Genomic DNA, 25,811 nt, shown 5'->3' with positions numbered 1-25,811 from the left:
GTTATGGCTCAATTTGAGCCCAGCTCAAAAGGCAAAATTATGACTACAGATACGATTGTCGCTCAAGCGACCGCACCTGGTCGTGGCGGTGTCGGTATTATTCGAGTATCAGGCCCTAAAGCCAACCAAGTGGCGTTAGAAGTCACGGGTAAGACACTAAAGCCCCGCTATGCAGAGTACCTGCCGTTTAAGTCAGAAGATGGCACTGTGCTTGATCAGGGCATCGCTCTGTACTTCCCTAACCCGCACTCATTTACAGGTGAAGACGTACTTGAGCTGCAAGGCCATGGCGGCCCCGTCGTGATGGATATGCTGATAAAACGCATTCTAGGTGTTAATGGTATTCGAGCTGCTCGCCCTGGTGAGTTCTCTGAACGCGCGTTCCTGAACGATAAACTCGACCTCGCTCAAGCAGAAGCAATTGCAGACCTCATTGATGCAAGTTCTGAAGAAGCAGCAAAATCGGCGCTGCAATCCTTACAGGGCGCCTTTTCAGGGCGCATTAATACCTTAGTTGAGTCGCTGATTCATTTGCGTATCTATGTTGAGGCAGCCATCGACTTCCCAGAAGAAGAGATCGACTTTCTGGCCGACGGCAAAGTGGCTGGTGACCTACAAGCCATCATCGACAACCTAGATGCGGTGCGCAAAGAAGCCAACCAAGGCGCGATCATGCGTGAAGGGATGAAAGTCGTGATTGCTGGTCGTCCAAATGCGGGCAAATCAAGCCTACTGAACGCGCTATCAGGCAAAGAGTCTGCAATCGTAACCGACATCGCAGGTACCACGCGTGACGTCCTACGTGAGCATATCCACATTGATGGAATGCCACTGCACATCATTGATACAGCAGGTCTGCGTGATGCCTCCGACGAAGTCGAGAAAATCGGTATCGAGCGCGCGTGGGATGAAATAGCTCAAGCAGACCGCGTCTTGTTTATGGTGGATGGCACCACAACCGATGCCACCGATCCGAAAGATATCTGGCCAGACTTTGTGGATCGCCTCCCCGACAATATCGGCATAACCGTAATCCGAAACAAAGCGGATCAAACGGGTGAAGAAATGGGGATCTGCCACGTCAATAACCCTACCCTCATCCGCTTGTCAGCGAAAACTGGTGCAGGGGTTGAAGCTCTGCGTGAACACCTAAAAGAATGCATGGGCTTCTCAGGCAACAGTGAGGGTGGCTTTATGGCTCGTCGCCGTCACCTCGATGCGTTGGAACGCGCCGCACAGCACCTTCAAATAGGCCAGGAACAGCTTGAAGGCTATATGGCTGGTGAGATACTGGCAGAAGAGCTGCGCATCACCCAGCAGCATCTCAACGAGATTACCGGCGAGTTCAGTTCTGACGACTTACTGGGCCGAATCTTCTCTTCATTCTGTATCGGGAAGTAAATAATCGAACGCGCGGTGCTGAGCTTAACTCACACCGCGTTTCTTTTTGTACGGCAAGCCATCCTGAGCTTTAGCCGTCGCATTCAATAAGGAAGAAGTATGATCCACATTATTACAGGCAGCACGCTAGGTGGCGCAGAATACGTAGGGGATCACCTGAGTGATCTACTCAACGAGAATGGATTTGAAACAACGATCCACAATCAGCCATCTCTTGATGAGATCGAAAATCAAGGAACGTGGTTGGTGATCACCTCAACCCATGGGGCTGGTGAGTACCCTGATAATATTCAACCTTTTATCGCGGCATTACAAAATACCCCGCCGAAAATGACCGACGTAAAGTTCGCAGTGATTGCGATTGGTGATTCAAGCTATGATACGTTCTGCGCCGCTGGTCAACACGCTTATGATTTACTAGAGGACATTGGTGCCACACCGCTCGCTGATTGTCTTAAGATTGATGTACTGAGCCATGCTGTACCCGAAGACGCCGCAGAGGCATGGTTAAAAGAAAATATCGAACGCTTTTAAGCTCCCCGCTTTCCCTTCAACAGAGTCGAAATTCGGCTCTGTTTTCCCCAATGTGAATAACTCCCGTCAAATTATTTTGTTTAACTGCTCAAAAACCAACCAAACGAACTGTGGATAACTACGATAAGATCCAGTGATTTTCCTTTAGTTATCCCAATAACAACTTTGATCAATTTTACCCCCTGTGTATAACTACCACTTTTGATCCCAGGTAATCCTCGATCTGATCCAGTCATGATCACAAGATATGATCTAAAGAAGATCCATGATCTTGTTGATCATTTTTAGGTTATCCACAGAAATGGTCGATCCTAATAGTAGATCTAATAAAAGATCATATATATAGATCTTATATATATTTATCTTGAAGCTTAAAACGGATAAAACGAGAAAACGTTTTTCTCTGTGGCATAAAGCAGGTAAAATACTGCTCCTTTATCTGTCCATTAAATCCCTTTGAATACCTGAGGTCAGTTCATGCTTTATCACGAAAACTTTGACGTCATTGTTGTCGGTGGCGGACACGCAGGAACGGAAGCCGCGCTCGCATCTGCACGCACAGGACAAAAAACGCTTCTCCTTACCCATAACATCGATACATTAGGCCAGATGTCTTGTAACCCGGCGATTGGTGGTATTGGTAAAGGTCACTTAGTAAAAGAAGTGGATGCTATGGGCGGTTTGATGGCTGAAGCCATCGACCATGCAGGTATTCAATTCCGTACACTAAATGCCTCCAAAGGTCCTGCAGTTCGAGCGACTCGAGCTCAAGCGGATCGTGCTCTGTACAAAGCGTACGTCCGTAACGCATTAGAAAATGCACCTAACTTAACGCTGTTCCAGCAGTCAGTGGATGATCTGATTGTTGAACAAGACCGCGCAGTTGGCGTGGTGACTCAAATGGGACTTCGCTTCCATGCGAAAGCCGTCGTACTAACGGTAGGTACGTTCCTTGGTGGTAAGATCCACATTGGCATGGAGAGCTCTTCAGGCGGACGTGCAGGAGATCCACCGTCGATCGCATTAGCGGATCGATTACGTGAACTGCCATTCCGTGTGGATCGTTTAAAAACGGGTACCCCACCGCGCATTGATGCTCGCACCGTTGATTTTTCAGTGCTTGAAGCTCAGCACGGTGATAACCCTACCCCTGTATTTTCATTCATGGGTAAACGCGAACAACACCCGCGTCAGATCCCATGTTTTATTACGCACACCAATGAGCAAACGCACGATGTGATCCGTAGCAACTTGGATCGCAGTCCGATGTACGCGGGTGTGATTGAAGGCATTGGTCCGCGTTACTGCCCGTCGATTGAAGACAAAGTGATGCGTTTTGCGGATAAAAATAGCCACCAAATCTTCATTGAGCCAGAAGGTTTAACGACGCACGAGCTATACCCTAACGGTATCTCGACTAGCTTGCCATTTGATGTGCAAGTACAAATCGTTCGCTCAATGAAAGGCTTTGAAAATGCGCATATCGTTCGTCCTGGTTATGCGATTGAGTACGATTTCTTCGATCCACGTGATTTGAAGCAAACGTACGAAACCAAGTTTATTCATGGTCTGTTCTTTGCCGGTCAGATTAATGGTACGACTGGCTACGAAGAAGCCGCAGCGCAAGGCTTGATGGCCGGTCTAAACGCAAGCTTGTACAGCCAAGACAAAGAAGGCTGGAGCCCACGTCGTGACCAAGCTTATATGGGCGTATTGATTGATGATTTATCGACCATGGGTACGAAAGAACCGTACCGCATGTTCACTTCTCGTGCGGAATACCGCTTGTTGCTACGTGAAGATAACGCCGATTTACGTTTAACGGAAAAAGCACGCGAGTTAGGCTTGATTGACGATGTTCGTTGGGCTCGCTTTAACGAGAAAATCAATAACATGGAAACGGAACGTCAGCGTTTGAAATCAACGTGGATGAATCCGAAGTCAGAAGGCGTGGATGAGCTGAACAAGCTGCTGAAAACCCCAATGGCACGTGAAGCTAGTGGTGAGGATCTTCTGCGTCGTCCTGAGATCACTTATTCGCAACTGACGCAACTTGAAGCGTTTGCTCCTGCACTTGAAGATCAGCAAGCGGCTGAGCAAGTTGAAATTCAAGTAAAATACGATGGTTACATCAAGCGTCAGCAGGAAGAGATCGAAAAATCATTGCGTCACGAAAATACCAAGCTACCCGCAGATTTGGATTACCGCGATGTAAAAGGTTTATCAAACGAAGTCGTTGCTAAACTGAGTGAAGCCAAACCAGAGAGCATCGGTATTGCATCGCGCATTTCTGGTATTACGCCTGCTGCAATTTCTATTCTACTTGTTCACTTGAAAAAGCATGGTTTGCTGAAGAAAGGTGAGGAAGAATAATGAGCGCATTGCGAACAAAGCTGGATTCACTGATCGCGAAAACCGATTTAGAAGTGTCAGAGCAACAAAGAGAGCAATTGGTCGGTTACGTCGAACTGCTCGATAAGTGGAACAAAGCGTACAATTTAACATCGGTACGTGATCCGCTTGATATGTTAGTGAAACATATTCTTGATAGCATCGTGGTGAGCGCACACCTGCCCGGTGAGCGCTTTATTGATGTTGGTACTGGTCCGGGCTTACCGGGCATACCTTTGGCAATCATGAACCCTGAGAAGACCTTCTTCTTGCTCGACAGTCTTGGCAAACGCATCCGTTTTATCAAGCAAGTCGTGCACACATTAGGGCTGAAAAACGTGACACCAATTCAAAGTCGCGTCGAAGAATTCCAACCTGAAGAAAAATTTGATGGCGTTTTGAGTCGAGCTTTTGCTTCAATGACAGACATGGTGGAATGGTGCCACCATTTGCCGAAACAAGAGCATGGGGTGTTTCTAGCGCTGAAAGGACAGCACCCTAAAGATGAAATGGATCAGCTTCCTGAATGGTGCAGTGTGACAGAGATCATATCTTTAGCTGTTCCTGAGTTGGAAGGTGATCGTCATCTAGTAATCTTATCGCGCAAGGAAAATTAGCGAGGTAATCGTGGGTAAAATTGTAGCAATCGCCAACCAGAAAGGTGGGGTCGGCAAAACAACAACGTGCATTAACTTAGCGGCTTCGATGGCGGCAACAAAGCGCAAGGTTTTGGTGATCGATCTCGACCCGCAAGGCAATGCTACGATGGCCAGTGGCGTGGATAAGTATATGGTCGATGCCACCGCATACGATCTTTTGGTCGAAGATACACCGTTCGATCAAGTCGTATGTACCCAAACCACAGGGAAGTATGATTTGATCGCGGCGAACGGTGACGTAACCGCGGCAGAGATCAAATTGATGGAAGTGTTCGCTCGCGAAGTGCGTTTAAAAAATGCATTGTCGTCAGTTCGCGATAACTATGATTTCATCTTTATTGATTGTCCTCCTTCTCTAAACCTTCTTACAATCAATGCGATGGCAGCAGCTGATTCTGTGCTGGTGCCGATGCAATGTGAATACTTTGCGTTAGAAGGTTTAACTGCTCTTATGGACACAATCAGCAAGTTGGCGGCTGTGGTAAACGAAAACCTCAAGATTGAAGGTTTACTGCGTACGATGTACGACCCGCGCAACCGCCTATCGAATGAAGTGTCCGATCAACTTAAAAAACACTTTGGCAATAAAGTTTACCGTACCGTCATTCCGCGTAATGTGCGTTTGGCTGAAGCGCCAAGTCACGGTAAACCAGCGATGTACTACGATAAGTACTCTGCAGGGGCCAAAGCGTATCTTGCTCTAGCGGGCGAAATGCTCCGCCGCGAAGAAATCCCAGTTTAACTCTAACCTAAGGAATTCAATCCCATGTCTAAGCGTGGTCTCGGAAAAGGACTGGATGCGTTATTGTCGACCAGTTCGTTTGCTCGTGAAAAACAGCATATTGCATCGCATAGCCAAGAATTATCGGCAGACGGTGAGTTAACCGACTTAGCGATTGGTCACTTGCAACCGGGCGTATACCAACCGCGTAAAGATATGGCGCCTGAAGCGCTAGAAGAATTAGCGGCTTCGATTCAGTCACAAGGCATTATTCAGCCAATTGTGGTTCGCCAGGTTGAAAACGGCCAGTTTGAGATCATCGCAGGTGAGCGCCGCTGGCGTGCGGCAAGGCAGGCTGGTTTAAAACGCGTGCCGTGTTTGGTGAAGAAAGTCGAAGATCGCGCGGCGATTGCCATGGCGTTGATTGAGAACATTCAACGTGAAGACTTGAATGTGATTGAAGAAGCACAAGCGCTTGAGCGCTTACAAGACGAATTTACGCTTACGCATCAACAAGTCGCAGAAGTGATTGGTAAGTCGAGAACGACGGTCAGTAACTTGTTACGTTTAAACCAGCTTGAGTCCGATGTGAAAAGCTTGGTTGCGGATAAATTGCTAGAAATGGGTCATGCGCGAGCGCTATTGGCCTTGCAGGGTGAGCAGCAGGTTGAGGTTGCTCAACAAGTCGCGAAAAAGCAAATGACTGTTCGCCAAACCGAACAGTTAGTAAAAAAGTGCTTAGCCCCACAAAATGAGCAAAAAGGGCAACAAGAAGATACCGAAGCTGAGCAAATGTCGCATAAATTGAGTCAGCTGCTTGATGCAAAAGTTTCTCTGACCCGTTCTGCAAACGGAAAAGCGAAATTGACGATAAGTATTGATGAGCCTCACAAATTGGACCAACTAATTGCCAAGCTTGAGGCCTAGATGAGATAATTGATTTAGGTCAATTAATCTAATTAATCGAATTTTGTGCGAAAGTTGTCGTTTTGTAAACAAAACTGTAAGTTTTTGATGCAATCGAATTGCTTTACGTTGAACTGAACGTATAATTTTCGCCAATTTCCCAGCACAGAGAGTTTAGTGCGAAGTGGATATTACTAGAGGTACGAATACATGGTAGCTGCGTTAGCTAGACCAGGACGAGAGCTCGCAAGGCAATTGTTAATGATCCAGTCTGGCGCGGTTATTTTTGTGGCAGCAGGAATGGCGGTAGCCATAAATCCTGACTGGGGATTTTCAGCGCTGATTGGCGGAGGCATTTTTGTTGTTGCCAATGCAGTATTCGCGCTGTGTGCTTTCATGTTTAGTGGGGCTCGCGCTGCCAAGCGCATCGCGGCTTCCTTCTATACGGGTGAAGTACTGAAAATTCTCATCACGGTTGCACTGTTCTATGTTGCCTACATGTATATGCAGGTGGAACTTGTTCCCCTCAAACTAACCTATTTGCTGGTACTAGGTATTAATATCTGTGCACCAGTGCTATTCATTAACAACAAAAAATAGGATGAGTTATGGCTGCGCCAGGTGAAGCGCTAACATCGTCCGGTTACATTGCCCACCACCTTTCTAACCTATCGCTGTATAAGTTGGGTTTAGTAGGGTCGGAGACAAGTTTCTGGAACGTACATATCGATAGCCTGTTTTTTTCTTGGTTTACTGGTTTAATCTTCCTCGGAATTTTTTACAAAGTAGCGAAGAGAACAACAGCGGGTGTACCGGGTAAGCTTCAGTGTGCTGTAGAAATGATCGTTGAATTTGTCGCCGATAACGTCAAAGACACGTTCCATGGACGCAACCCACTGATCGCGCCTTTAGCACTGACTATCTTTTGTTGGGTATTTTTGATGAACGTGATGGACTTAGTTCCTATCGACTTCTTACCGTACCCAGCAGAACATTGGCTAGGTATCCCTTACCTTAAGGTTGTACCGTCTGCTGATGTGAATATCACCATGGCTATGGCTCTAGGCGTTTTTGCATTGATGATTTACTACAGCATCAAAGTGAAAGGTCTAGGTGGATTCGCAAAAGAACTTGCACTACATCCATTCAATCACCCACTTATGATTCCGTTTAACCTACTGATTGAAGTGGTATCGCTACTGGCGAAACCTCTATCACTTGGTATGCGTTTATTCGGTAACATGTTCGCGGGTGAGGTTGTATTCATTCTTTGTGCGGCAATGCTACCATGGTACTTACAATGGATGGGTTCACTACCGTGGGCAATCTTCCATATCTTGGTTATTACGATTCAAGCCTTCGTATTCATGATGTTGACAATTGTTTACCTGTCAATGGCACACGAAGATCCTGATCATTAATTTTTTTAAAGCTTTTTATTTGGGCACTAAGCCAACAACTATAAATTGGAGATAGTAATGGAAACTTTACTGAGCTTTTCTGCAATCGCCGTAGGTATTATCGTCGGTCTTGCTTCTCTTGGTACAGCGATTGGTTTCGCACTGCTAGGTGGTAAATTCCTAGAAGGTGCTGCACGTCAACCAGAAATGGCTCCTATGCTACAAGTTAAGATGTTCATCATCGCGGGTCTACTTGATGCGGTTCCAATGATCGGTATCGTAATCGCGCTACTATTCACTTTCGCAAACCCATTCGTTGGTCAACTAGGTTAATCACCTTTAACTCGGGACGAGCGATTAGCGCTTGTCACTGATTAACACTAAGTCCAAATAGAGGGGTAGCTGTTGTGAACATAAACGCAACTCTGCTAGGTCAAGCAATCTCGTTTGCACTATTTGTGTGGTTCTGCATGAAGTATGTATGGCCACCATTGATGAAAGCGATCGAAGAGCGTCAGAAGAAAATTGCTGATGGCCTTCAAGCAGCAGAACGTGCTGCGAAAGACTTGGATCTAGCACAAGCCAACGCTTCTGATCAATTGAAAGAAGCGAAGCGCACAGCAACTGAGATCATCGAACAAGCGAACAAGCGCAAGTCTCAAATTCTTGATGAAGCTCGCGAGGAAGCTCAGGCAGAACGCCAGAAAATCCTAGCGCAAGCAGAAGCAGAACTTGAAGCTGAACGCAATCGTGCGCGCGATGACCTGCGCAAACAAGTTGCTACTCTGGCTGTAGCTGGTGCTGAGAAAATCCTTGAGCGTTCTATCGATAAAGATGCGCAAAAAGATATTCTCGACAACATTACTGCAAAACTTTAAGTCTGGGGGCGCATATGTCTGATTTGACTACTATCGCACGCCCCTATGCTAAAGCAGCCTTCGACTTTGCTTTAGAGAAAGACCAGTTGGACCAATGGGGCCAAATGTTATCTTTTGCTGCTGAAGTGGCCAAAAACGAACAAATGAACGAACTTCTAACCGGTTCGGTTTCTGCTGATAAAATGGCAGAGATTTTTGTTGCAGTTTGCGGCGAACAAGTTGATACGCACGGTCAAAACCTTTTGAAGGTGATGGCTGAGAATGGTCGTTTAGCGGCCCTTCCTGATGTTTGCACAGAGTTTTACACTCTGAAGAAAGAGCATGAGAAAGAAATCGATGTTGAAGTCATTTCAGCAACAGAACTTTCTGATGAGCAACTTGCAAACATTGGCAGCAAACTTGAAAAGCGTCTTGAACGCAAAGTGAAGCTGAATTGCAGTGTAGATGAGACCCTACTTGGTGGGGTTATTATTCGAGCCGGAGACCTAGTCATCGATGACTCAGCGCGTGGTCGTTTGAACCGCCTGAGCGATGCATTGCAGTCTTAATGGGGATTGGAGCATGCAACTTAATTCCACGGAAATTAGCGATCTAATCAAACAACGCATCGAATCTTTCGAAGTTGTTAGTGAAGCTCGCAACGAGGGTACTATCGTATCGGTAAGCGATGGTATCATCCGCATCCACGGCCTAGCGGACGTGATGCAAGGTGAAATGATTGAATTACCGGGTGGCCGTTATGCACTGGCACTTAACCTTGAGCGTGACTCGGTTGGTGCGGTTGTAATGGGCCCATATGCTGACCTTAAGGAAGGCATGAAAGTTACAGGTACTGGCCGCATTCTTGAAGTGCCAGTTGGTCCAGAACTACTAGGCCGCGTAGTAAACACGCTGGGTGAGCCTATCGATGGTAAAGGTCCAATCGAAGCGAAAATGACTTCGCCTGTAGAAGTGATCGCACCAGGTGTAATCGACCGTAAATCGGTAGACCAACCTGTGCAAACTGGTTATAAGTCAGTTGACTCAATGATCCCAATCGGTCGTGGTCAGCGTGAGCTTATTATCGGTGACCGTCAGATTGGTAAAACAGCACTGGCGATCGACGCGATCATCAACCAGAAAGACTCTGGTATTTTCTCTATCTACGTAGCAATTGGTCAGAAAGCATCGACTATCGCTAACGTAGTTCGCAAACTAGAAGAGCACGGCGCACTACAAAACACGATTGTTGTAGTTGCATCAGCTTCTGAATCTGCAGCGCTGCAATACCTAGCGCCATACGCAGGTTGTGCGATGGGTGAATACTTCCGCGATCGCGGTGAAGACGCACTGATTGTTTACGATGACCTATCTAAGCAAGCGGTAGCTTACCGTCAGATCTCTCTACTACTTAAACGTCCACCAGGCCGTGAGGCATTCCCAGGTGACGTATTCTACTTACACTCGCGTCTACTAGAGCGTGCAGCTCGTGTAAACGAAGAGTACGTAGAGCGTTTCACTAACGGTGAAGTGAAAGGTAAGACTGGTTCATTGACTGCTCTTCCTATCATCGAAACTCAAGCAGGTGACGTTTCAGCATTCGTACCGACTAACGTAATCTCGATTACCGATGGTCAGATCTTCCTACAAACTGAGCTATTCAACGCCGGTGTTCGTCCAGCGGTTGACCCAGGTATCTCAGTATCTCGTGTAGGTGGTTCAGCTCAGACGAAAATCATCAAGAAACTATCAGGTGGTATCCGTACAGCACTAGCTGCATACCGCGAACTAGCAGCATTTGCTCAGTTCTCTTCTGACCTTGATGAAGCAACGAAGAAACAGCTAGACCATGGTCAAAAAGTAACAGAACTAATGAAGCAGAAGCAGTACGCTCCAATGTCTGTATTTGACCAAGCTCTAACTATCTTCGCGGCAGAGCGCGGTTACCTTGATGATGTAGAACTTAACAAAGTTCTAGATTTCGAGGCGGCTCTACTATCGTACGCTCGCGGTCAATACGCTGAACTAGCAGCTGAGATCGACAAGTCTGGCGCTTACAACGATGAAATCGAAGCTCAGTTGAAGAAACTGACTGACGACTTCAAAGCAACCCAAACTTGGTAATTAGGTCGGTGGCAGTTTCTGCCACCAACTAACGGAGAGTAACGATGGCCGGCGCAAAAGAGATACGTAATAAAATCGGTAGTGTTAAAAGCACGCAGAAAATTACGAAAGCGATGGAAATGGTAGCAGCTTCAAAAATGCGTCGTTCTCAAGATGCAATGGAAGCTTCTCGTCCATACGCTGAAACAATGCGTAAAGTGATCGGTCATGTGGCTAACGCAAACCTAGAGTACCGTCATCCGTACCTAGAAGAGCGTGAAGCTAAACGTGTTGGTTACATCATCGTTTCGACAGACCGTGGTCTGTGTGGTGGTTTGAACATTAACGTGTTCAAAAAAGCCGTTACAGACATGCAAGCATGGAGAGAGAAAGGTGCTGAGATTGAGCTTGCCGTTGTTGGCTCAAAAGCAACAGCTTTCTTTAAACATGGTGGCGCAAAAGTTGCGGCACAGGTTTCTGGCCTGGGTGATAACCCAAGCTTAGAAGACCTAATCGGTTCTGTTGGCGTAATGCTGAAGAAATACGATGAAGGTGAACTGGACCGTCTATACGTAGTATTCAACAAGTTTGTGAATACTATGGTTCAGCAACCAACGATCGATCAATTGCTACCTTTGCCTAAATCGGACAGCGAAGAGATGCAGCGTGAGCACTCATGGGACTACATCTATGAGCCTGAGCCAAAACCTCTACTGGATACGCTACTAGTGCGTTACGTAGAGTCTCAGGTATACCAAGGTGTGGTTGAGAACCTTGCTTGTGAACAAGCGGCTCGAATGATTGCGATGAAGGCTGCAACGGATAACGCAACCAACTTGATTGACGATTTGGAACTTGTGTACAACAAAGCCCGTCAGGCTGCGATCACACAAGAACTATCGGAAATCGTTGGTGGTGCAGCTGCGGTTTAAGCTTAGGTAAAACGAAATAGTTTAGAGGATTAACGATGGCTACAGGTAAGATCGTACAGATCATCGGTGCGGTAGTCGACGTAGAGTTCCCACAGAGCAATGTACCTAGTGTATATGACGCTCTAAACGTAACGGACTCAAAAGAGCGTCTAGTTCTTGAAGTTCAACAACAGCTAGGCGGTGGCGTAGTTCGTTGTATCGTAATGGGTAGCTCTGATGGTTTACGTCGTGGAGTTGAAGTGGTTAACACTGGCGCTCCAATTTCAGTACCAGTCGGTACTAAAACTCTAGGTCGTATCATGAACGTCCTAGGTGACGCGATTGATGAGCGTGGTGAAGTGGGCGCGGAAGAGGTTTACTCTATCCACCGCAGCGCACCAAGCTACGAAGAACAATCAAACGAGATCGCACTTCTAGAAACGGGCGTTAAAGTAATCGACCTAATTTGTCCATTCGCTAAGGGTGGTAAAATCGGTCTATTCGGTGGTGCAGGTGTAGGTAAGACCGTTAACATGATGGAACTTATCAACAACATCGCACTACAGCACTCAGGTCTATCCGTATTTGCGGGTGTTGGTGAGCGTACTCGTGAAGGTAACGATTTCTACTACGAGATGCAGGAAGCGGGCGTTGTAAACGTTGAGAAGCCTGAAGAATCGAAAGTAGCGATGGTTTACGGTCAGATGAACGAGCCACCAGGTAACCGTCTACGTGTTGCACTGACTGGTCTAACAATGGCAGAACGTTTCCGTGACGAAGGTCGTGACGTACTACTGTTCATTGATAACATCTACCGTTACACACTGGCAGGTACAGAGGTATCGGCACTGCTAGGTCGTATGCCTTCTGCGGTAGGTTACCAGCCAACTCTTGCAGAAGAGATGGGTGTACTTCAGGAGCGTATCACGTCAACGAAATCAGGTTCTATCACGTCTGTACAGGCGGTATACGTACCTGCGGATGACTTGACTGACCCGTCTCCAGCAACAACGTTCGCGCACTTGGATGCAACGGTTGTACTTAACCGTAACATCGCTGCAATGGGTCTATACCCTGCGATCGACCCACTAGATTCAACATCTCGTATGCTTGATCCACTAGTAGTTGGTCAAGATCACTACGAAGTTGCTCGTGGCGTTCAGCAGACACTTCAGCGCTACAAAGAGCTGAAAGACATCATTGCTATCCTAGGTATGGACGAGCTATCTGAAGAAGATAAGCAAGTTGTATCTCGTGCACGTAAGATTGAGCGTTTCCTAACTCAGCCTTACCACGTAGCAGAAGTATTTACAGGTGACCCTGGTATTTACGTACCTCTAAAAGAGACTCTACGTGGCTTCAAAGGTCTACTAGCTGGTGAATACGACGACATTCCTGAGCAGGCATTCATGTACTGCGGTAGCATCGACGATGCTATTGAGAATGCGAAGAAGCTATAAGGCTAACTAGGAGGCGATATGGCAGCAATAACCTTTCACCTAGACGTAGTAAGCGCTGAGAAGAAAATCTTCTCTGGTCGTGTTGAAACGTTTCAGGTGACCGGTAGCGAAGGTGAACTTGGTATTTTCCATGGTCACACACCGCTGCTGACCGCTATCAAGCCTGGTATGGTGCGTATTGTGAAACAGCACGGCCACGAAGAAATCATTTATGTTTCTGGTGGTATGGTAGAGATTCAGCCTGGTACAGCGACTGTACTGGCTGATACCGCTATCCGTGGTGAAGAGCTAGACGCAGCGAAGGCAGAAGAAGCCAAGCGCCGCGCTGAGGAGCAAATCCAGAATCAGCATGGTGACATGGACTTCGCACAAGCGGCCAGTGAACTGGCTAAAGCCATTGCTCAGCTACGAGTTATCGAGCTGACAAAAAAGCGTCGCTAAGCTCAATTAGCAACGTTGCATGACAAAAGGCGGCCAAATGGTCGCCTTTTTGATTAATTTTAGTTGGAAATTTACCTTACTCCATTAACTATTTTAAAAGAGCTGTTTAAAATAACGGCCAATTAACATAAAACGTCAATAGGTTCTCAATGAAATTCAGTGCTGTGATTCTTGCTGCGGGTAAAGGTACCCGTATGCATTCGAACATGCCTAAAGTGCTACACACTTTGGCAGGGAAGCCAATGGCAAAACATGTGATTGATACATGTACTGGTCTTGGTGCACAAAATATTCACTTAGTATTTGGTCACGGTGGTGATCAAATGCAAACCACTCTTGCTGAAGAGCCAGTAAACTGGGTGCTGCAAGCGGATCAGTTGGGAACTGGCCATGCAGTTGACCAAGCATCTCCTCGCTTCGAAGACGATGAGAAAATCCTCGTGCTTTATGGTGATGTGCCATTAATCTCAGCTGAAACCATCGAGAATTTGTTGGATGCTCAACCAACTGGTGGTATTGCACTGCTTACAGTGATGCTTGATAACCCAACAGGTTATGGTCGTATTATTCGTAAAAATGGTCCTGTTGTTGCGATTGTTGAGCAAAAAGACGCAACGGAAGAACAAAAACAAATTAAAGAGATCAACACTGGCGTGATGGTTGCGACTGGTGGGGATCTTAAGCGTTGGTTGTCTGGCTTAAACAATAACAACGCGCAAGGCGAGTACTACCTAACTGACGTTATTGCAGCCGCACATGATGAAGGTCGTGCCGTTGAGGCAGTACACCCAGTAAACGCGATTGAAGTGGAAGGGGTCAACGACCGTGCACAGCTTGCTCGTCTAGAGCGTGCCTTCCAATCAATGCAAGCTCAGAAGCTACTAGAGCAAGGTGTGATGCTACGCGATCCAGCACGCTTTGATTTGCGTGGTGAGTTGCAGTGCGGTATGGACTGTGAAATTGACGTGAATGTTATCATTGAAGGTAAAGTATCACTCGGTGATAACGTGGTTATCGGTGCTGGCTGTGTACTGAAAGATTGCGAAATCGACGACAACACCATCGTTCGCCCTTACAGTGTGATTGAAGGTGCAACGGTTGGTGAAGAATGTACCGTTGGTCCATTTACTCGCCTTCGTCCTGGTGCTGAGATGCGTAACGATTCCCATGTGGGTAACTTCGTAGAAGTGAAAAATGCGCGCATCGGAGAAGGCTCAAAAGCGAACCACCTAACTTACCTTGGTGATGCTGAAATCGGTCAACGTACGAACATCGGTGCCGGTACGATTACTTGTAACTACGATGGTGCGAACAAGTTTAAAACCATCATCGGTAATGATGTATTTGTTGGTTCTGATAGTCAGCTGGTGGCTCCTGTCACTATCGCTGATGGCGCAACCATCGGTGCAGGCACGACGCTGACAAAAGATGTTGAAGAAGGCGAGTTAGTGATTACTCGCGTCAAAGAGCGCAAAATTAATGGCTGGCAACGCCCTGTAAAACAGAAATAAGCAGTACCTGCACTCTGTAGATATATTGTCAAAGCCGCTCAACAAGAGCGGCTTTGTTGTTTCTAGCTAAAGGCTTCATCGTTAGTAACTGGGAATGGCGATGCGTTTTTCGAGCCAACGAACGGCTTGGGATACGAATAGAATGAGCAACAAGTACTCCAAAACGAGGAAGGTATAAATCTCTAGGGGTAAGTACTCATGCACCACCAGCTCATTGGCACGGCGAGTGAGATCGCTTAAACCAATCACACTGACTAAAGAGCTCATCTTGAGGATGTAGACAAATTGATTGCCCAATGGTGGGAGAATTTGTCGAAACGCTTGGGGAAGAATTACCAAGTGCATCTTTTGCCAATAGCTTAAGCCCAAAGATTCAGCCGCTTCATGCTGGCCACGACTGATGGCTTGGATTCCGCCGCGAAACACCTCCGCCATAAACGCACTCTCAGCAATGGTCAGGGCAATAACACCCGCCCAAAAGTGATTGAGTGAGACATCCAACAGCGTTGGCATGCCGTAATACACCCAAAGTAGTAAGACTAAAACAGGCACTGAACGGACTACCTCGACATAAATGCGGTTGATCCACTTCAAGTAGGGAGAGTTCGACAGAGCCGGTAGGGCGATGATTAAACCTAAGGTCATCGCAAATAACATACTGAGGAGTGATACTTGGATGGTGTCACTAAATCCGGCGATTAAAAACTTCAGATTGGTGAGTCCTTGCTCCGTGGAGGGATCGAGCACATACCAGCCCCATTGATAATCTGAGCAACCTGTGAGCAACAGCAGCGAAATCAGCCATAGAGTTCGAAAGGTCACATTTACTCCCTGAATTAACTAAAAAACTTCCATTGTTGCTGCTATGTTATCAATAGAGCTTTAATAAAGGTTAATCATTAAACCGCATAAGGTCATTATTTTTAAGGGAATAAAAATGAAAAAGATTTTACTAGCGCTAGGAATGTGTTTACTTGCTGCAACTCAAATTGCTCATGCTGAAAGCCGTCTTCAATCCATTTTAGACAGTGGTGTACTCCGTGTTGGAACGACGGGAGATTGGAATCCGATGACGATGAAAGACCCTGCAACCAACAGTTATCGTGGCTTTGATATCGACGTAACGACAGAGCTTGCTAAAGATCTCGGTGTAAAAGTAGAGTATGTAGCCACGGATTGGAAGACGCTAGTCAATGGCATTACCGCCAACAAATACGATATTACTGGCAGCGCGTCCCTGAATATGTCGCGCGCGAAAGTCGCTGGATACAGCCAACCGTATTTCTACCTTGCCTTTGTACCTGTTGTGCAAAAGAAAGATCTCGCCAAATTCTCTGATTGGGCAGATTTTAATACGCCTGATGTGAAAGTCGCGGCGACACTAGGAACGGTGCAAGAAAAAATGGTGAAAGAGTTTTTCCCGCTGGCTCAACACATTGTGATTGAAGCGCCAGCGCGCGACTTCCAAGAATTACTAGCTCGCAGGGCCGATGTATCGGTGACGTCCAATGTGGAAGCAGCGACGTTGGTGGACAAGTTTAAACAACTGGCGATAGTACCAGTGACCGCTCCGCGTAAACCGACACCAATTGCGATGCTGTTGCCGCAAGACGATCAAGTATGGATTAATTACATCAACCATTGGGTTGAGCTGAAAAAGACCCAAGGCTTTTTCAAGCTGACTGCCAAGAAGTGGGGGTTGAAAAGCTTATAAACAAAAAGAGCCGCATTACGCGGCTCTTTTTTATTATCTGAACAATTAAAGTTCGTCTTCACTCACTACACGAGCATTGTCTGGAGTCGTGAAGTGCTGAGACAATTCACGGTTAGATAAGATGTAACCCATCCAAAGACCACCCATACAGATGATGATTGCAACGCCCGTTACCATTTGAGCTTGGCTTGCCATTGCAGCAACTAATGCGCTTGATAGACTGCTCACAGTAATTTGTAAGCTGTTTTGCAGGCCTGCAGCTGTTGCAGGGCTTTGCTTAGCACTTGCCAACGCGCGGTTTACTACGATTGGGTATAGCGCACCATTGGCTACCGCAATTAAACAGAAAGGCGCTAGAATTGGCCAGATAGAAGACAGTTCCCATTGTGAGGCAATGAATATCATTATTGCCGCGACACTAAATAGTCCAATCAATTGACGTAGAACTTTTTCATCACCAAATTTACGAACGCCGACTTTACCCAAGTAACCACCAGCCATAAACGCGATAGTTTGTGGGATAAAGCTCAAACCAATATCTTTTGCTTCATAGCCTAGTTGCGCCATGATTTCTGGCATACCAGTTAGGTAAGCAAAGAATGCAGCCGAAGCCGTCGCAAACATAAACACGTTGCCAAGGTACTTTTTAGAACTCAGCAGCGCTTTGATGTCGGCAGACATACTGGTTTGTTTGATTTCTGCTTTCTCGTCTTTTTGGGCCATTGTCGCAAAGACCAAGAAGACACCAACTAGTGTTAGCGTAATAAAGATACTGTGCCAGCCGAAGTTATCTGCCAACACTACCCCTAATTGAGGTGCTAGCGCTGGTGATAGCGCGACTAACGGCATGATCGTTGCGAAAATTTGCTGACTGCTGCTTGAGTAGCGTTTAATGACCATAGCTTGCCAGATCACGGCTGGTGCACATACACCGATAGCTTGGATAAAGCGCAGTGTCAGTAGTTGCCATACTTGGTCACAGAAAGCCAAACCGAATGACGCGATAGTAAACAGCACTAACCCGGCCGCGAGTGTATTGCGGTGGCCAAATTTATCGGATGCCAATCCCCACATTAGCTGGCCAACCGCCATACCAACTAGGAATACTGTTAAAGAGAGCGCTATTTGCTCAGGGCCTGTTGCAAAGTCGATTTCCATCGCTTTGAATGCTGGCAGATACATATCGGTAGCAACGAAGCCAAGCATCGATAATGCTGCCAGATAAATGAGCTGTAGTTTTGATATTTTCATGATTCAACCAGTCAAATTATTTAATCATTTTTTAATCAACATCAGTTGGCGCCAACCCTGATTTATTTACCTTATTATTCTATTTTTCGATTTTAAGAAAATAAAACGCTAAAATTGTTGGTTATCAATCAAATTTTTTGAAAGGTTAAATCATGTTCTCTAAAGCGTCTCTGGAAATGCTGGATACGGTTGCCCGTTTAGGCAGTTTCACCGCTGCGGCTGAGGTGCTGCATAAAGTCCCTTCAGCCATCAGTTATGGAGTAAGGCAGGTCGAGCAAGATTTAGATGTGGTGCTGTTTCGACGCTTACCGAGGAAAGTGGAGCTAACTCCAGCGGGTGAACTTTTTATGGCCGAGGCGCGCTCTTTGCTGCGTCAAATGGAAGAGGTGAAAGCACAAACACGCCGAGTCGCTCAAGGATGGAAGAGCACGTTAAAACTGACCTTAGATAACGTGGTGAAGTTAGAGAAGCTCAAGCCTTTGGTGGAAGATTTTTATCGCGAGTTTGAATTTGCTGAATTGCAGATCAATATGGAGGTCTTCAATGGTTCTTGGGAGGCTATAGCACAAGGACGAGCTGATATAGTCGTTGGAGCCACGTCTGCGGTTCCCGTTGGTGGGGATTTTGAAGTCAAAGATATGGGCGTATTGGATTGGGCATTTGTGATGTCTCCCGCTCATCCCTGTGTTCGCCAACAAGTGCTTACTGAAGAGTTTGTGAGTCAATTTCCGGCGATCTGCCTTGATGATACTTCGAACGTGCTGCCAAAGCGCCATACTGGCCATTATCCGCAACAACGCCGATTGTTACTACCCAACTGGTACAGTGCAATTGAATGTTTGAAAAATGGAGTTGGCGTGGGTTATATGCCACGTCATATTGCAACGCCACTGATCAATGATGGTGTGCTGGTGGAGAAGGTGATGCCAGATGATAAGCCGCTCAGTCATTGTTGCTTGGTCTGGCGCAAAGATGATAATCATAAATTGATCCAATGGATGGTGGATTACCTAGGATCGCCTAATCAACTACATCAAGATTGGTTACAGTCATAAAAAAACACCTCGCAATAGCGAGGTGTTTTATTTGATATGTTTGGAGCGTGGCGTTTTATGACAGGAAGAACTTGTAAGACGGGTTGTCTGTTTCGTCTTTGCATTGATAGCCAAGTTCGCGCAAATGTGCCGAAAACTGAGCTAAATCTCCTTCATCTAACTCGAAACCACATAAAACGCGTCCGTAGTCTGCGCCGTGGTTACGGTAGTTGAACAAGCTAATATTCCAATGGGTACCAAGAGTGCTTAAGAATTTCAGCAAGGCACCTGGGTACTCTGGAAATTCAAAGCTGTAGAGTCGCTCTTTGAGTTGCTTCGATGGCTTCCCGCCGATCATGTAGCGAACGTGTAGCTTCGCCATTTCATCGTCAGAAAGGTCAACCACCGGATAGCCACCTTCACGTAGATCGTGAATGATGTTTTCCAACTCTTCTTGACCGCCTTGCAGACGGACACCGACAAAGATATTAGCGAGTTCGTCATCGTTATAACGATAGTTAAACTCCGTAACTGCACGGCCGCCAATCAAGTTACAGAACTCAAAGAACGCTCCTTGGCGTTCAGGGATCGTCACTGCCAATAAACCTTCACGTTTTTCACCTAGCTCGCAACGTTCTGACACATAGCGTAACCCGTGGAAGTTGGTGTTTGCGCCAGACAGTACCGTGCCTAGGTTTTTGTCTTTCAGCTTGTTCTGTTCAGCAAATTTCTTCAAACCGGCCAGAGCAAGCGCACCCGAAGGCTCAGCAATCGCACGGGTATCTTCAAAGATGTCTTTTACGGCTGCGCAGATTTCATCACTAGAGACCGCAATATGGCCATCAATGTACTTCTGGCACAGACGGAAAGTCTCTTCACCAATGCGCTTTACTGCGACGCCATCGGCAAACATGCTGACTTGGTCTAGTACGACAGGTTCACCAGCATCCAGCGCGGCTTTAAGACAAGATGAGTCTTCCGGCTCTACAGCAATGACTTTGATTTCTGGCATTAACTGCTTCACGAGTACCGCAACACCAGCGGCCAAACCGCCGCCACCGACAGGAACAAAGATGTAATCAAGGTGACCATTTTGTTGCAGCATTTCCATACCGATGGTGCCTTGACCTGCGATCACCAGTGGGTGATCAAAGGGGGGCACAAAAGTATAGCCATATTGCTCTGACAAACGTTCGGCTTCTGCTTTTGCTTCATCAAAGTTGCTGCCGTGTAGTACCACATTGCCACCAAAGCTGCGTACTGCGTCGACTTTGATATCCGGCGTGGTCTTTGGCATCACGATAGTGGTTTTGATTCCCAGCTTAGTGCCAGACAGTGCCATGCCTTGAGCATGGTTACCTGCCGATGCAGCGATGACACCAGCGGCTTTCTGCGCTTCAGATAAACTTGCCACCATGTTGTACGCACCGCGTAATTTAAATGAGTGCACGGGTTGGCGATCTTCGCGCTTGATTTGCACATTGTTACCAATACGCGCAGATAAACGAGGCATTTCTTGCAGTGGTGTTACTGTTGCGACTTCATACACCGGAGCGCGGAGGATTTGGCGCAGATAGTCTGCGCCAGTTTGATTTACTTTCTTTTCGGGTTGAGATTCCATCATTGCTAGCCCTCTAGCTTCGACTTGTCTCGTACTGCACCCTTGTCAGCACTGGTGGCCATGCTCGCGTACGCTTTAAGTGCAAAGGAAACTTCTCTTTGACGATCAACAGGTTTCCAGCCAAGTTCATCTTGTTTTGCACGGCGCTCTGCAAGTTCTTGTTCAGACACTTCGAGTGAAATTGAACGGTTCGGAATATCAATCGCGATCATATCGCCCGGTTTCACCAGTCCAATAGCACCGCCGTTAGCGGCTTCAGGAGAAGCATGGCCGATAGAGAGTCCTGATGTACCACCAGAGAAGCGACCGTCAGTCAGCAGTGCACATTCTTTACCAAGGCCCATCGATTTTAGGTAAGTGGTTGGGTAAAGCATTTCTTGCATGCCCGGACCACCTTTAGGGCCCTCGTAACGGATAACAACCACGTCACCTGCTTTGACTTTGCCACCCAAGATGCCTTCCACCGCATCTTCTTGGCTCTCAAATACCACAGCTGGACCAGTGAACTTAAGAATGCTTTCATCAACACCGGCTGTCTTAACGATACAGCCATCCAATGCGATGTTGCCTGATAGAACGGCTAGGCCACCTTCTTGGCTGAAGGCGTTGTCTTTCGCGCGAATACAACCTTCTGCACGGTCGTCATCAAGGCGATCCCAACGACAATCTTGCGAGAACGCTTGGGTGGTACGAATACCAGCCGGACCGGCACGGTAGAATTTAAGTACTTCTTGGTCTTCCGTTTGGATGATGTCGTATTTTGCCAACTGCTCTTTCATTGAAAGACCCAGTACGGTGCGCGCATCATTGTGCAGTAGACCAGCACGATCTAATTCACCAAGAATCGCCATTACGCCACCAGCGCGGTGTACGTCTTCCATGTGATATTTCTGGGTAGATGGTGCCACTTTACATAGGTGTGGTACTTGGCGTGATAGGCGATCGATATCTTCCATATCGAAATCCACTTCACCTTCTTGCGCTGCAGCCAACAGGTGCAAAATGGTGTTGGTTGAGCCACCCATTGCAATATCCAGTGCCATTGCGTTTTCGAAGGCATCAAACGTAGCGATGTTGCGAGGCAGTGCTGATTCGTCATCTTGCTCGTAGTAACGACGAGTCAGTTCAACGATGCGACGACCTGCATTAAGGAACAGCTGTTCACGGTCAGCGTGCGTTGCCAGCATAGAACCGTTGCCCGGCTGAGAAAGACCCAGCGCTTCCGTTAGACAGTTCATCGAGTTTGCCGTGAACATGCCTGAACACGATCCACAGGTTGGACATGCGCTGCGTTCGATTTGCTCGCTTTGCTCATCAGATACTTTTGGATCCGCGCCTTGGATCATTGCATCAACAAGGTCTAGTTTGATGATCTGATCAGAAAGCTTTGTTTTACCCGCTTCCATCGGGCCACCAGAAACAAAGATAACTGGGATGTTAAGACGCATAGATGCCATCAACATTCCCGGAGTGATTTTGTCACAGTTAGAGATACATACCATGGCATCAGCACAATGCGCATTCACCATGTATTCTACTGAGTCTGCGATCAGTTCGCGTGAAGGCAGTGAGTACAGCATGCCGCCGTGACCCATTGCGATACCATCATCAACCGCGATGGTGTTGAACTCTTTGGCAATACCGCCAGCTTTTTCAATTTCGCGTGCGACAAGCTGACCCATGTCTTTTAGGTGTACGTGACCCGGAACAAATTGAGTAAACGAGTTTACGACGGCAATGATTGGTTTACCGAAGTCTTCTTCTTTCACACCCGTTGCACGCCATAGTGCTCGTGCACCCGCCATGTTACGACCATGTGTTGTGGTTGCTGATCTATATTTTGGCATTTCTTAAATCCTTCTTACTTCTGTTCTGGGTACACATAGTCTAACCAGCCCCACTTATCTTCCGTGGTGCCGTCAAATAGGCCAAAGTAGGCTGCTTGTAGTTCTTTAGTGATTGGGCCGCGTTTACCTGTGCCCACTTCAATTTTGTCGATGGTTGCCACTGGCACAATTTCAGCCGCAGTACCTGTCATGAAGACTTCATCGGCAAGGTAAAGGGCTTCACGAGCAATGTTGGCTTCACGTACTTCGTAGCCTTTATCGCGTGCAATCGTCATGATCGAATCACGAGTGATGCCTGGCAGAATCGCGCTGGTTGCTGGTGGTGTGGTGATCACGCCATCTTTGATAACGAAGATGTTTTCGCCAGCCCCTTCAGATAGGTAACCATCAACGCTCAGTGCGATACCTTCGTCGTATCCGTGACGACGGGCTTCACCACCAACCAGTAGTGAAGATAGGTAGTTACCGCCGGCCTTGGCTGCTGTCGGGATGGTGTTTGGTGCCGCGCGGTTCCAGCTTGAAATCATCGCATCCACGCCTTTCTCTAGCGCTTCTTCGCCTAAGTAAGAGCCCCAAGGAAATGCCGCAATGATTAGATCCATTTCAGTGCCAACTGGTGGGCACACGCCCAAACCAACATTACCGACAAAACCTAATGGACGAATGTAAGCGCTATCGAGTTTGTTTTGGCGCAGTGTTTCGCGGGTCGCTTCCATGATTTCTTCTACAGAAAAAGGGATCGGGAAACGGTAAATCTTGGCGGAATCTTTTAAACGTTGTGCATGCTCACGGTGACGGAAGACAATTGGGCCTTTTGGTGTGTTATAACAGCGCACGCCTTCAAACACGGATGTACCATAATGCATTGCGTGAGTTAGAACGTGAACGTTCGCCTCTGCCCATGGAACCATCTCACCATTAAACCAAATGAAATCTGCAGTTTTCGTTGCCATTTGTTGCCTTCCTTATGCACTTACGTGTTGTTGTAAGTTGTGATTTGGCAGTTCATCGTTGCGGATTTTTAGCACCTCAACCTTACGAACGTCCCACAACTTCTCTATTTGATTGATCAAAAACGAGATTGGTCGATCGCTGTCGACAATGATCTCGACGCTGGCTACTTTACTTTCATGGTTTTGCGTAGCAGCGACTTGTTTGATCACGAAGCCTCGGTGACGAATCACACGTAGAACGCGCTCCAACAGTACCGGTTTGTCATCGGCTTTGATGTCGAGTAAATATCTGTCCATGCGATTGTCTCCTATGTATTTTCCAACATATCACTGTTTGATGCGCCAGGTGGCACCAATGGCCACACGTTTTCTTCTTCATCAATCAAAACGTGAAGCATGTAAGAAGTTTCACTCGCTAGCATCTCTTTCAGCGCTGGCTCCACTTCTTCTTTCTTGGTGATGGTCTTGCCCGGGATATCGAACGCTTTGGCTAGCATCACGAAATCTGGGTTGTCATCAAGAATGGTTTCACTGTGGCGACCGTCGAAAAACAGCGATTGCCATTGGCGAACCATGCCAAGACGTTGGTTATTAAGAAGGACAATCTTCACTGGAATCTGACGACGCTTCAGCGTGCCCAATTCCTGCACGTTCATCATAAATGAACCGTCACCTGTAATAAGGATAGACTGATCATCAGGACGTGCGACTGCTGCCCCCATCGCTGCTGGCAAGCCAAAGCCCATGGTGCCAAGGCCAGCAGAAGTGATGAAATTTTGTGGTTCGCGTGGCTGGATATGTTGCGCTGCCCACATCTGGTGCTGACCGACATCAGTCGAGACAATTGAGCTGTCTGGCATCATGTCTGACAGTTGTTTAAGCAATAGCGGTGCGTAGATTAACTCGCCCGGGTGGTCGTAACGCCACTTAAAGCCGCTGCGCAGACTTTCACTGTGATGAACCCACGGTGAGATATCTTGAGTCAGCTCTAGCTGAGGAAGAATGGTGTTGATGTCGCCACGTAATGGTGCGTTGGCGTGGCGCAGTTTATGAATCTCCGCAGCATCAATGTCGATGTGAATCACTTTCGCATTTGGTGCAAACGTGTCGAGCTTACCCGTCACACGGTCATCAAAACGCGCGCCAACCACAATCAATAGATCGGCTTCTTGAACCACTAGGTTAGCGGCTTTGGTGCCGTGCATGCCCAACATACCAAGATAGTGAGGGTCATGGCGTTCAATGGTACCGAGGCCTTTTAGTGTGCTAACTGCTGGCATTGGGTTTAAGCGAAGGAATTCGCGTACTGCATCGGTTGCTTTCGCGAGTTGCACGCCACCACCAACATACAACACTGGGCGAGTTGAGGCCGCCAGTACATCTTGCGCACGTTTGATATCTTCAGCGCTGACATCTTCGATTGCAGGCGCTACGTATGGAGGCAGTAGATCTGTTGGGGTTTGAGCCAGTTGAACGTCTTTGGCGATATCGACAATGACTGGACCCGGACGACCCGTTTTGGCCACTTCAAACGCTTCGGCTAGCGTTGGCGCTAGGTCTTCAATTTCGGTCACGAGATAGCTGTGCTTAGTACAGGCTAGGGACATTCCGATCACATCCATTTCTTGGAATGCATCGGTACCGATATGAGAGCTAGCAACCTGGCCTGTGATGGCAACTAGAGGTACGGAGTCAAGGAAAGCGTCGGCAAGGCCGGTAACAAGGTTAGTGGCCCCTGGGCCGGAAGTTGCCATGCATACAGCAACGTCTTGAGTGGAACGAGCCATACCAATTGCGGCCATGGCGGCCCCTTGCTCATGACGGCATAGGATGTGCTCCACCCCTCCGTCATACAAAGCATCGTAGATTGGCATGATGGCCCCGCCAGGGTAGCCAAAAACGGTTTCGATGCCTTGCTGTCTTAAAGCGGCTACGACAAGTTGTGCACCAGTCATCGTAAACCTCCTTTGCTACGTTGTGGCTCGTAGCTATTGCCATATTTATTGCACTTCATGTGCACTCCCATTCTTCCCGTTAAACTGTCCGAGGGTTAGACAGATGACAACTTGTAGTTGTAAAAAAACCCCCGGACTTTT

At 47.3% G+C, this 25,811-nt stretch carries 25 protein-coding genes; 18 read left to right on the top strand and 7 right to left on the bottom strand.

What is annotated here, in order from left to right; genetic code table 11:
- Positions 1 to 39 precede the first annotated feature (39 nt).
- The 16 genes from mnmE (at position 40) to glmU (ending at position 15,295) form a co-directional block, all read left to right on the top strand.
- Positions 40 to 1,401 carry a tRNA uridine-5-carboxymethylaminomethyl(34) synthesis GTPase MnmE gene (mnmE, locus tag NDJ01_RS17105; RefSeq protein ID WP_258587044.1) on the top strand — a complete coding sequence of 454 codons (1,362 nt, stop codon included), beginning with the start codon at positions 40 to 42 and terminating at the stop codon, positions 1,399 to 1,401.
- A 99-nt stretch (positions 1,402 to 1,500) separates the two neighbouring features.
- A complete protein-coding gene (gene mioC, locus NDJ01_RS17100; protein ID WP_005394096.1) occupies positions 1,501 to 1,935 on the top strand; it encodes an FMN-binding protein MioC in 435 nt (144 codons plus the stop codon).
- 477 nt (positions 1,936 to 2,412) lie between these two features.
- The gene (gene mnmG / locus NDJ01_RS17095; protein WP_005394094.1) at positions 2,413 to 4,308 is read left to right on the top strand and encodes a tRNA uridine-5-carboxymethylaminomethyl(34) synthesis enzyme MnmG; all 1,896 of its coding nucleotides are present in this window, start codon (positions 2,413 to 2,415) and stop codon (positions 4,306 to 4,308) included.
- Positions 4,308 to 4,943, top strand: coding sequence for a 16S rRNA (guanine(527)-N(7))-methyltransferase RsmG (rsmG, locus tag NDJ01_RS17090; RefSeq protein WP_005378902.1), 636 nt, complete (start codon positions 4,308 to 4,310; stop codon positions 4,941 to 4,943). Before mnmG ends, rsmG begins: the two co-directional genes overlap by 1 nt.
- Positions 4,944 to 4,953: 10 nt before the next feature.
- Entirely contained in the window at positions 4,954 to 5,727 is a 774-nt protein-coding gene (locus NDJ01_RS17085; RefSeq protein WP_005383838.1) for a ParA family protein, read from the top strand.
- A 24-nt stretch (positions 5,728 to 5,751) separates the two neighbouring features.
- Positions 5,752 to 6,633, top strand: coding sequence for a ParB/RepB/Spo0J family partition protein (locus NDJ01_RS17080; protein ID WP_258587043.1), 882 nt, complete (start codon positions 5,752 to 5,754; stop codon positions 6,631 to 6,633).
- Positions 6,634 to 6,822: 189 nt separating this feature from the next.
- Positions 6,823 to 7,212: a F0F1 ATP synthase subunit I gene (locus tag NDJ01_RS17075; protein WP_005378921.1), complete on the top strand. Its 390-nt coding sequence runs from the start codon at positions 6,823 to 6,825 to the stop codon at positions 7,210 to 7,212.
- Between the two features lie 8 nt (positions 7,213 to 7,220).
- Positions 7,221 to 8,033 carry a F0F1 ATP synthase subunit A gene (atpB, locus tag NDJ01_RS17070; protein WP_005378922.1) on the top strand — a complete coding sequence of 271 codons (813 nt, stop codon included), beginning with the start codon at positions 7,221 to 7,223 and terminating at the stop codon, positions 8,031 to 8,033.
- Between the two features lie 57 nt (positions 8,034 to 8,090).
- On the top strand, positions 8,091 to 8,345 hold the full coding sequence (gene atpE, locus NDJ01_RS17065) for a F0F1 ATP synthase subunit C (protein WP_002540812.1): 255 nt from the start codon (positions 8,091 to 8,093) through the stop codon (positions 8,343 to 8,345).
- Positions 8,346 to 8,419: 74 nt separating this feature from the next.
- Complete coding sequence (gene atpF, locus NDJ01_RS17060; RefSeq protein ID WP_031780375.1) at positions 8,420 to 8,890, top strand: F0F1 ATP synthase subunit B; 471 nt, start codon at positions 8,420 to 8,422, stop codon at positions 8,888 to 8,890.
- Between the two features lie 14 nt (positions 8,891 to 8,904).
- The gene (gene atpH / locus NDJ01_RS17055) at positions 8,905 to 9,438 is read left to right on the top strand and encodes a F0F1 ATP synthase subunit delta (RefSeq protein WP_005394085.1); all 534 of its coding nucleotides are present in this window, start codon (positions 8,905 to 8,907) and stop codon (positions 9,436 to 9,438) included.
- Positions 9,439 to 9,451: 13 nt separating this feature from the next.
- Complete coding sequence (gene atpA / locus NDJ01_RS17050; RefSeq protein ID WP_005394084.1) at positions 9,452 to 10,993, top strand: F0F1 ATP synthase subunit alpha; 1,542 nt, start codon at positions 9,452 to 9,454, stop codon at positions 10,991 to 10,993.
- 44 nt (positions 10,994 to 11,037) lie between these two features.
- Positions 11,038 to 11,904 carry a F0F1 ATP synthase subunit gamma gene (atpG, locus tag NDJ01_RS17045; protein WP_005394082.1) on the top strand — a complete coding sequence of 289 codons (867 nt, stop codon included), beginning with the start codon at positions 11,038 to 11,040 and terminating at the stop codon, positions 11,902 to 11,904.
- 35 nt (positions 11,905 to 11,939) lie between these two features.
- A complete protein-coding gene (gene atpD / locus NDJ01_RS17040; RefSeq protein WP_005383849.1) occupies positions 11,940 to 13,343 on the top strand; it encodes a F0F1 ATP synthase subunit beta in 1,404 nt (467 codons plus the stop codon).
- 18 nt (positions 13,344 to 13,361) lie between these two features.
- Positions 13,362 to 13,784, top strand: coding sequence for a F0F1 ATP synthase subunit epsilon (locus NDJ01_RS17035; protein WP_005378937.1), 423 nt, complete (start codon positions 13,362 to 13,364; stop codon positions 13,782 to 13,784).
- 149 nt (positions 13,785 to 13,933) lie between these two features.
- Entirely contained in the window at positions 13,934 to 15,295 is a 1,362-nt protein-coding gene (gene glmU / locus NDJ01_RS17030) for a bifunctional UDP-N-acetylglucosamine diphosphorylase/glucosamine-1-phosphate N-acetyltransferase GlmU (RefSeq protein ID WP_005394079.1), read from the top strand.
- An 81-nt stretch (positions 15,296 to 15,376) separates the two neighbouring features.
- Here glmU and NDJ01_RS17025 read toward each other — a convergent pair whose 3' ends face one another.
- Positions 15,377 to 16,117: an amino acid ABC transporter permease gene (locus tag NDJ01_RS17025; protein WP_258587042.1), complete on the bottom strand. Its 741-nt coding sequence runs from the start codon at positions 16,115 to 16,117 to the stop codon at positions 15,377 to 15,379.
- Positions 16,118 to 16,232: 115 nt separating this feature from the next.
- On the opposite strand from NDJ01_RS17025, the gene NDJ01_RS17020 reads away from it, so the two are divergent.
- Positions 16,233 to 17,009: a transporter substrate-binding domain-containing protein gene (locus NDJ01_RS17020; protein ID WP_005394073.1), complete on the top strand. Its 777-nt coding sequence runs from the start codon at positions 16,233 to 16,235 to the stop codon at positions 17,007 to 17,009.
- Between the two features lie 45 nt (positions 17,010 to 17,054).
- On the opposite strand, the gene punC is transcribed toward NDJ01_RS17020, so the two are convergent.
- Positions 17,055 to 18,260: a purine nucleoside transporter PunC gene (gene punC / locus NDJ01_RS17015; protein ID WP_031780373.1), complete on the bottom strand. Its 1,206-nt coding sequence runs from the start codon at positions 18,258 to 18,260 to the stop codon at positions 17,055 to 17,057.
- 152 nt (positions 18,261 to 18,412) lie between these two features.
- On the opposite strand from punC, the gene punR reads away from it, so the two are divergent.
- Positions 18,413 to 19,315, top strand: a complete 903-nt coding sequence (punR, locus tag NDJ01_RS17010; protein WP_065646617.1) for a DNA-binding transcriptional activator PunR — start codon at positions 18,413 to 18,415, stop codon at positions 19,313 to 19,315.
- A 55-nt stretch (positions 19,316 to 19,370) separates the two neighbouring features.
- Here the strand turns inward: punR and ilvA are convergent, their stop codons facing one another.
- From ilvA to ilvG, 5 genes are read right to left on the bottom strand one after another with little or no spacing between them, the layout of a single operon-like run.
- On the bottom strand, positions 19,371 to 20,918 hold the full coding sequence (ilvA, locus tag NDJ01_RS17005) for a threonine ammonia-lyase, biosynthetic (RefSeq protein ID WP_053807526.1): 1,548 nt from the start codon (positions 20,916 to 20,918) through the stop codon (positions 19,371 to 19,373).
- Positions 20,919 to 20,920: 2 nt separating this feature from the next.
- Positions 20,921 to 22,762: a dihydroxy-acid dehydratase gene (gene ilvD / locus NDJ01_RS17000; protein WP_139060355.1), complete on the bottom strand. Its 1,842-nt coding sequence runs from the start codon at positions 22,760 to 22,762 to the stop codon at positions 20,921 to 20,923.
- Positions 22,763 to 22,776: 14 nt separating this feature from the next.
- On the bottom strand, positions 22,777 to 23,715 hold the full coding sequence (ilvE, locus tag NDJ01_RS16995; protein WP_005378953.1) for a branched-chain-amino-acid transaminase: 939 nt from the start codon (positions 23,713 to 23,715) through the stop codon (positions 22,777 to 22,779).
- A gap of 12 nt (positions 23,716 to 23,727) precedes the next feature.
- On the bottom strand, positions 23,728 to 24,012 hold the full coding sequence (ilvM, locus tag NDJ01_RS16990; protein WP_005378958.1) for an acetolactate synthase 2 small subunit: 285 nt from the start codon (positions 24,010 to 24,012) through the stop codon (positions 23,728 to 23,730).
- 11 nt (positions 24,013 to 24,023) lie between these two features.
- Positions 24,024 to 25,670: an acetolactate synthase 2 catalytic subunit gene (gene ilvG / locus NDJ01_RS16985; RefSeq protein ID WP_005394061.1), complete on the bottom strand. Its 1,647-nt coding sequence runs from the start codon at positions 25,668 to 25,670 to the stop codon at positions 24,024 to 24,026.
- Between the last annotated feature and the right edge of the window lie 141 nt (positions 25,671 to 25,811).

Source organism: Vibrio sp. HS-50-1 (assembly GCF_024747315.1).
GTDB lineage: Bacteria > Pseudomonadota > Gammaproteobacteria > Enterobacterales > Vibrionaceae > Vibrio > Vibrio diabolicus.
Note: the sequence above shows the minus strand (reverse complement) of the source record. Positions and strands in the feature narration are given on the sequence as shown.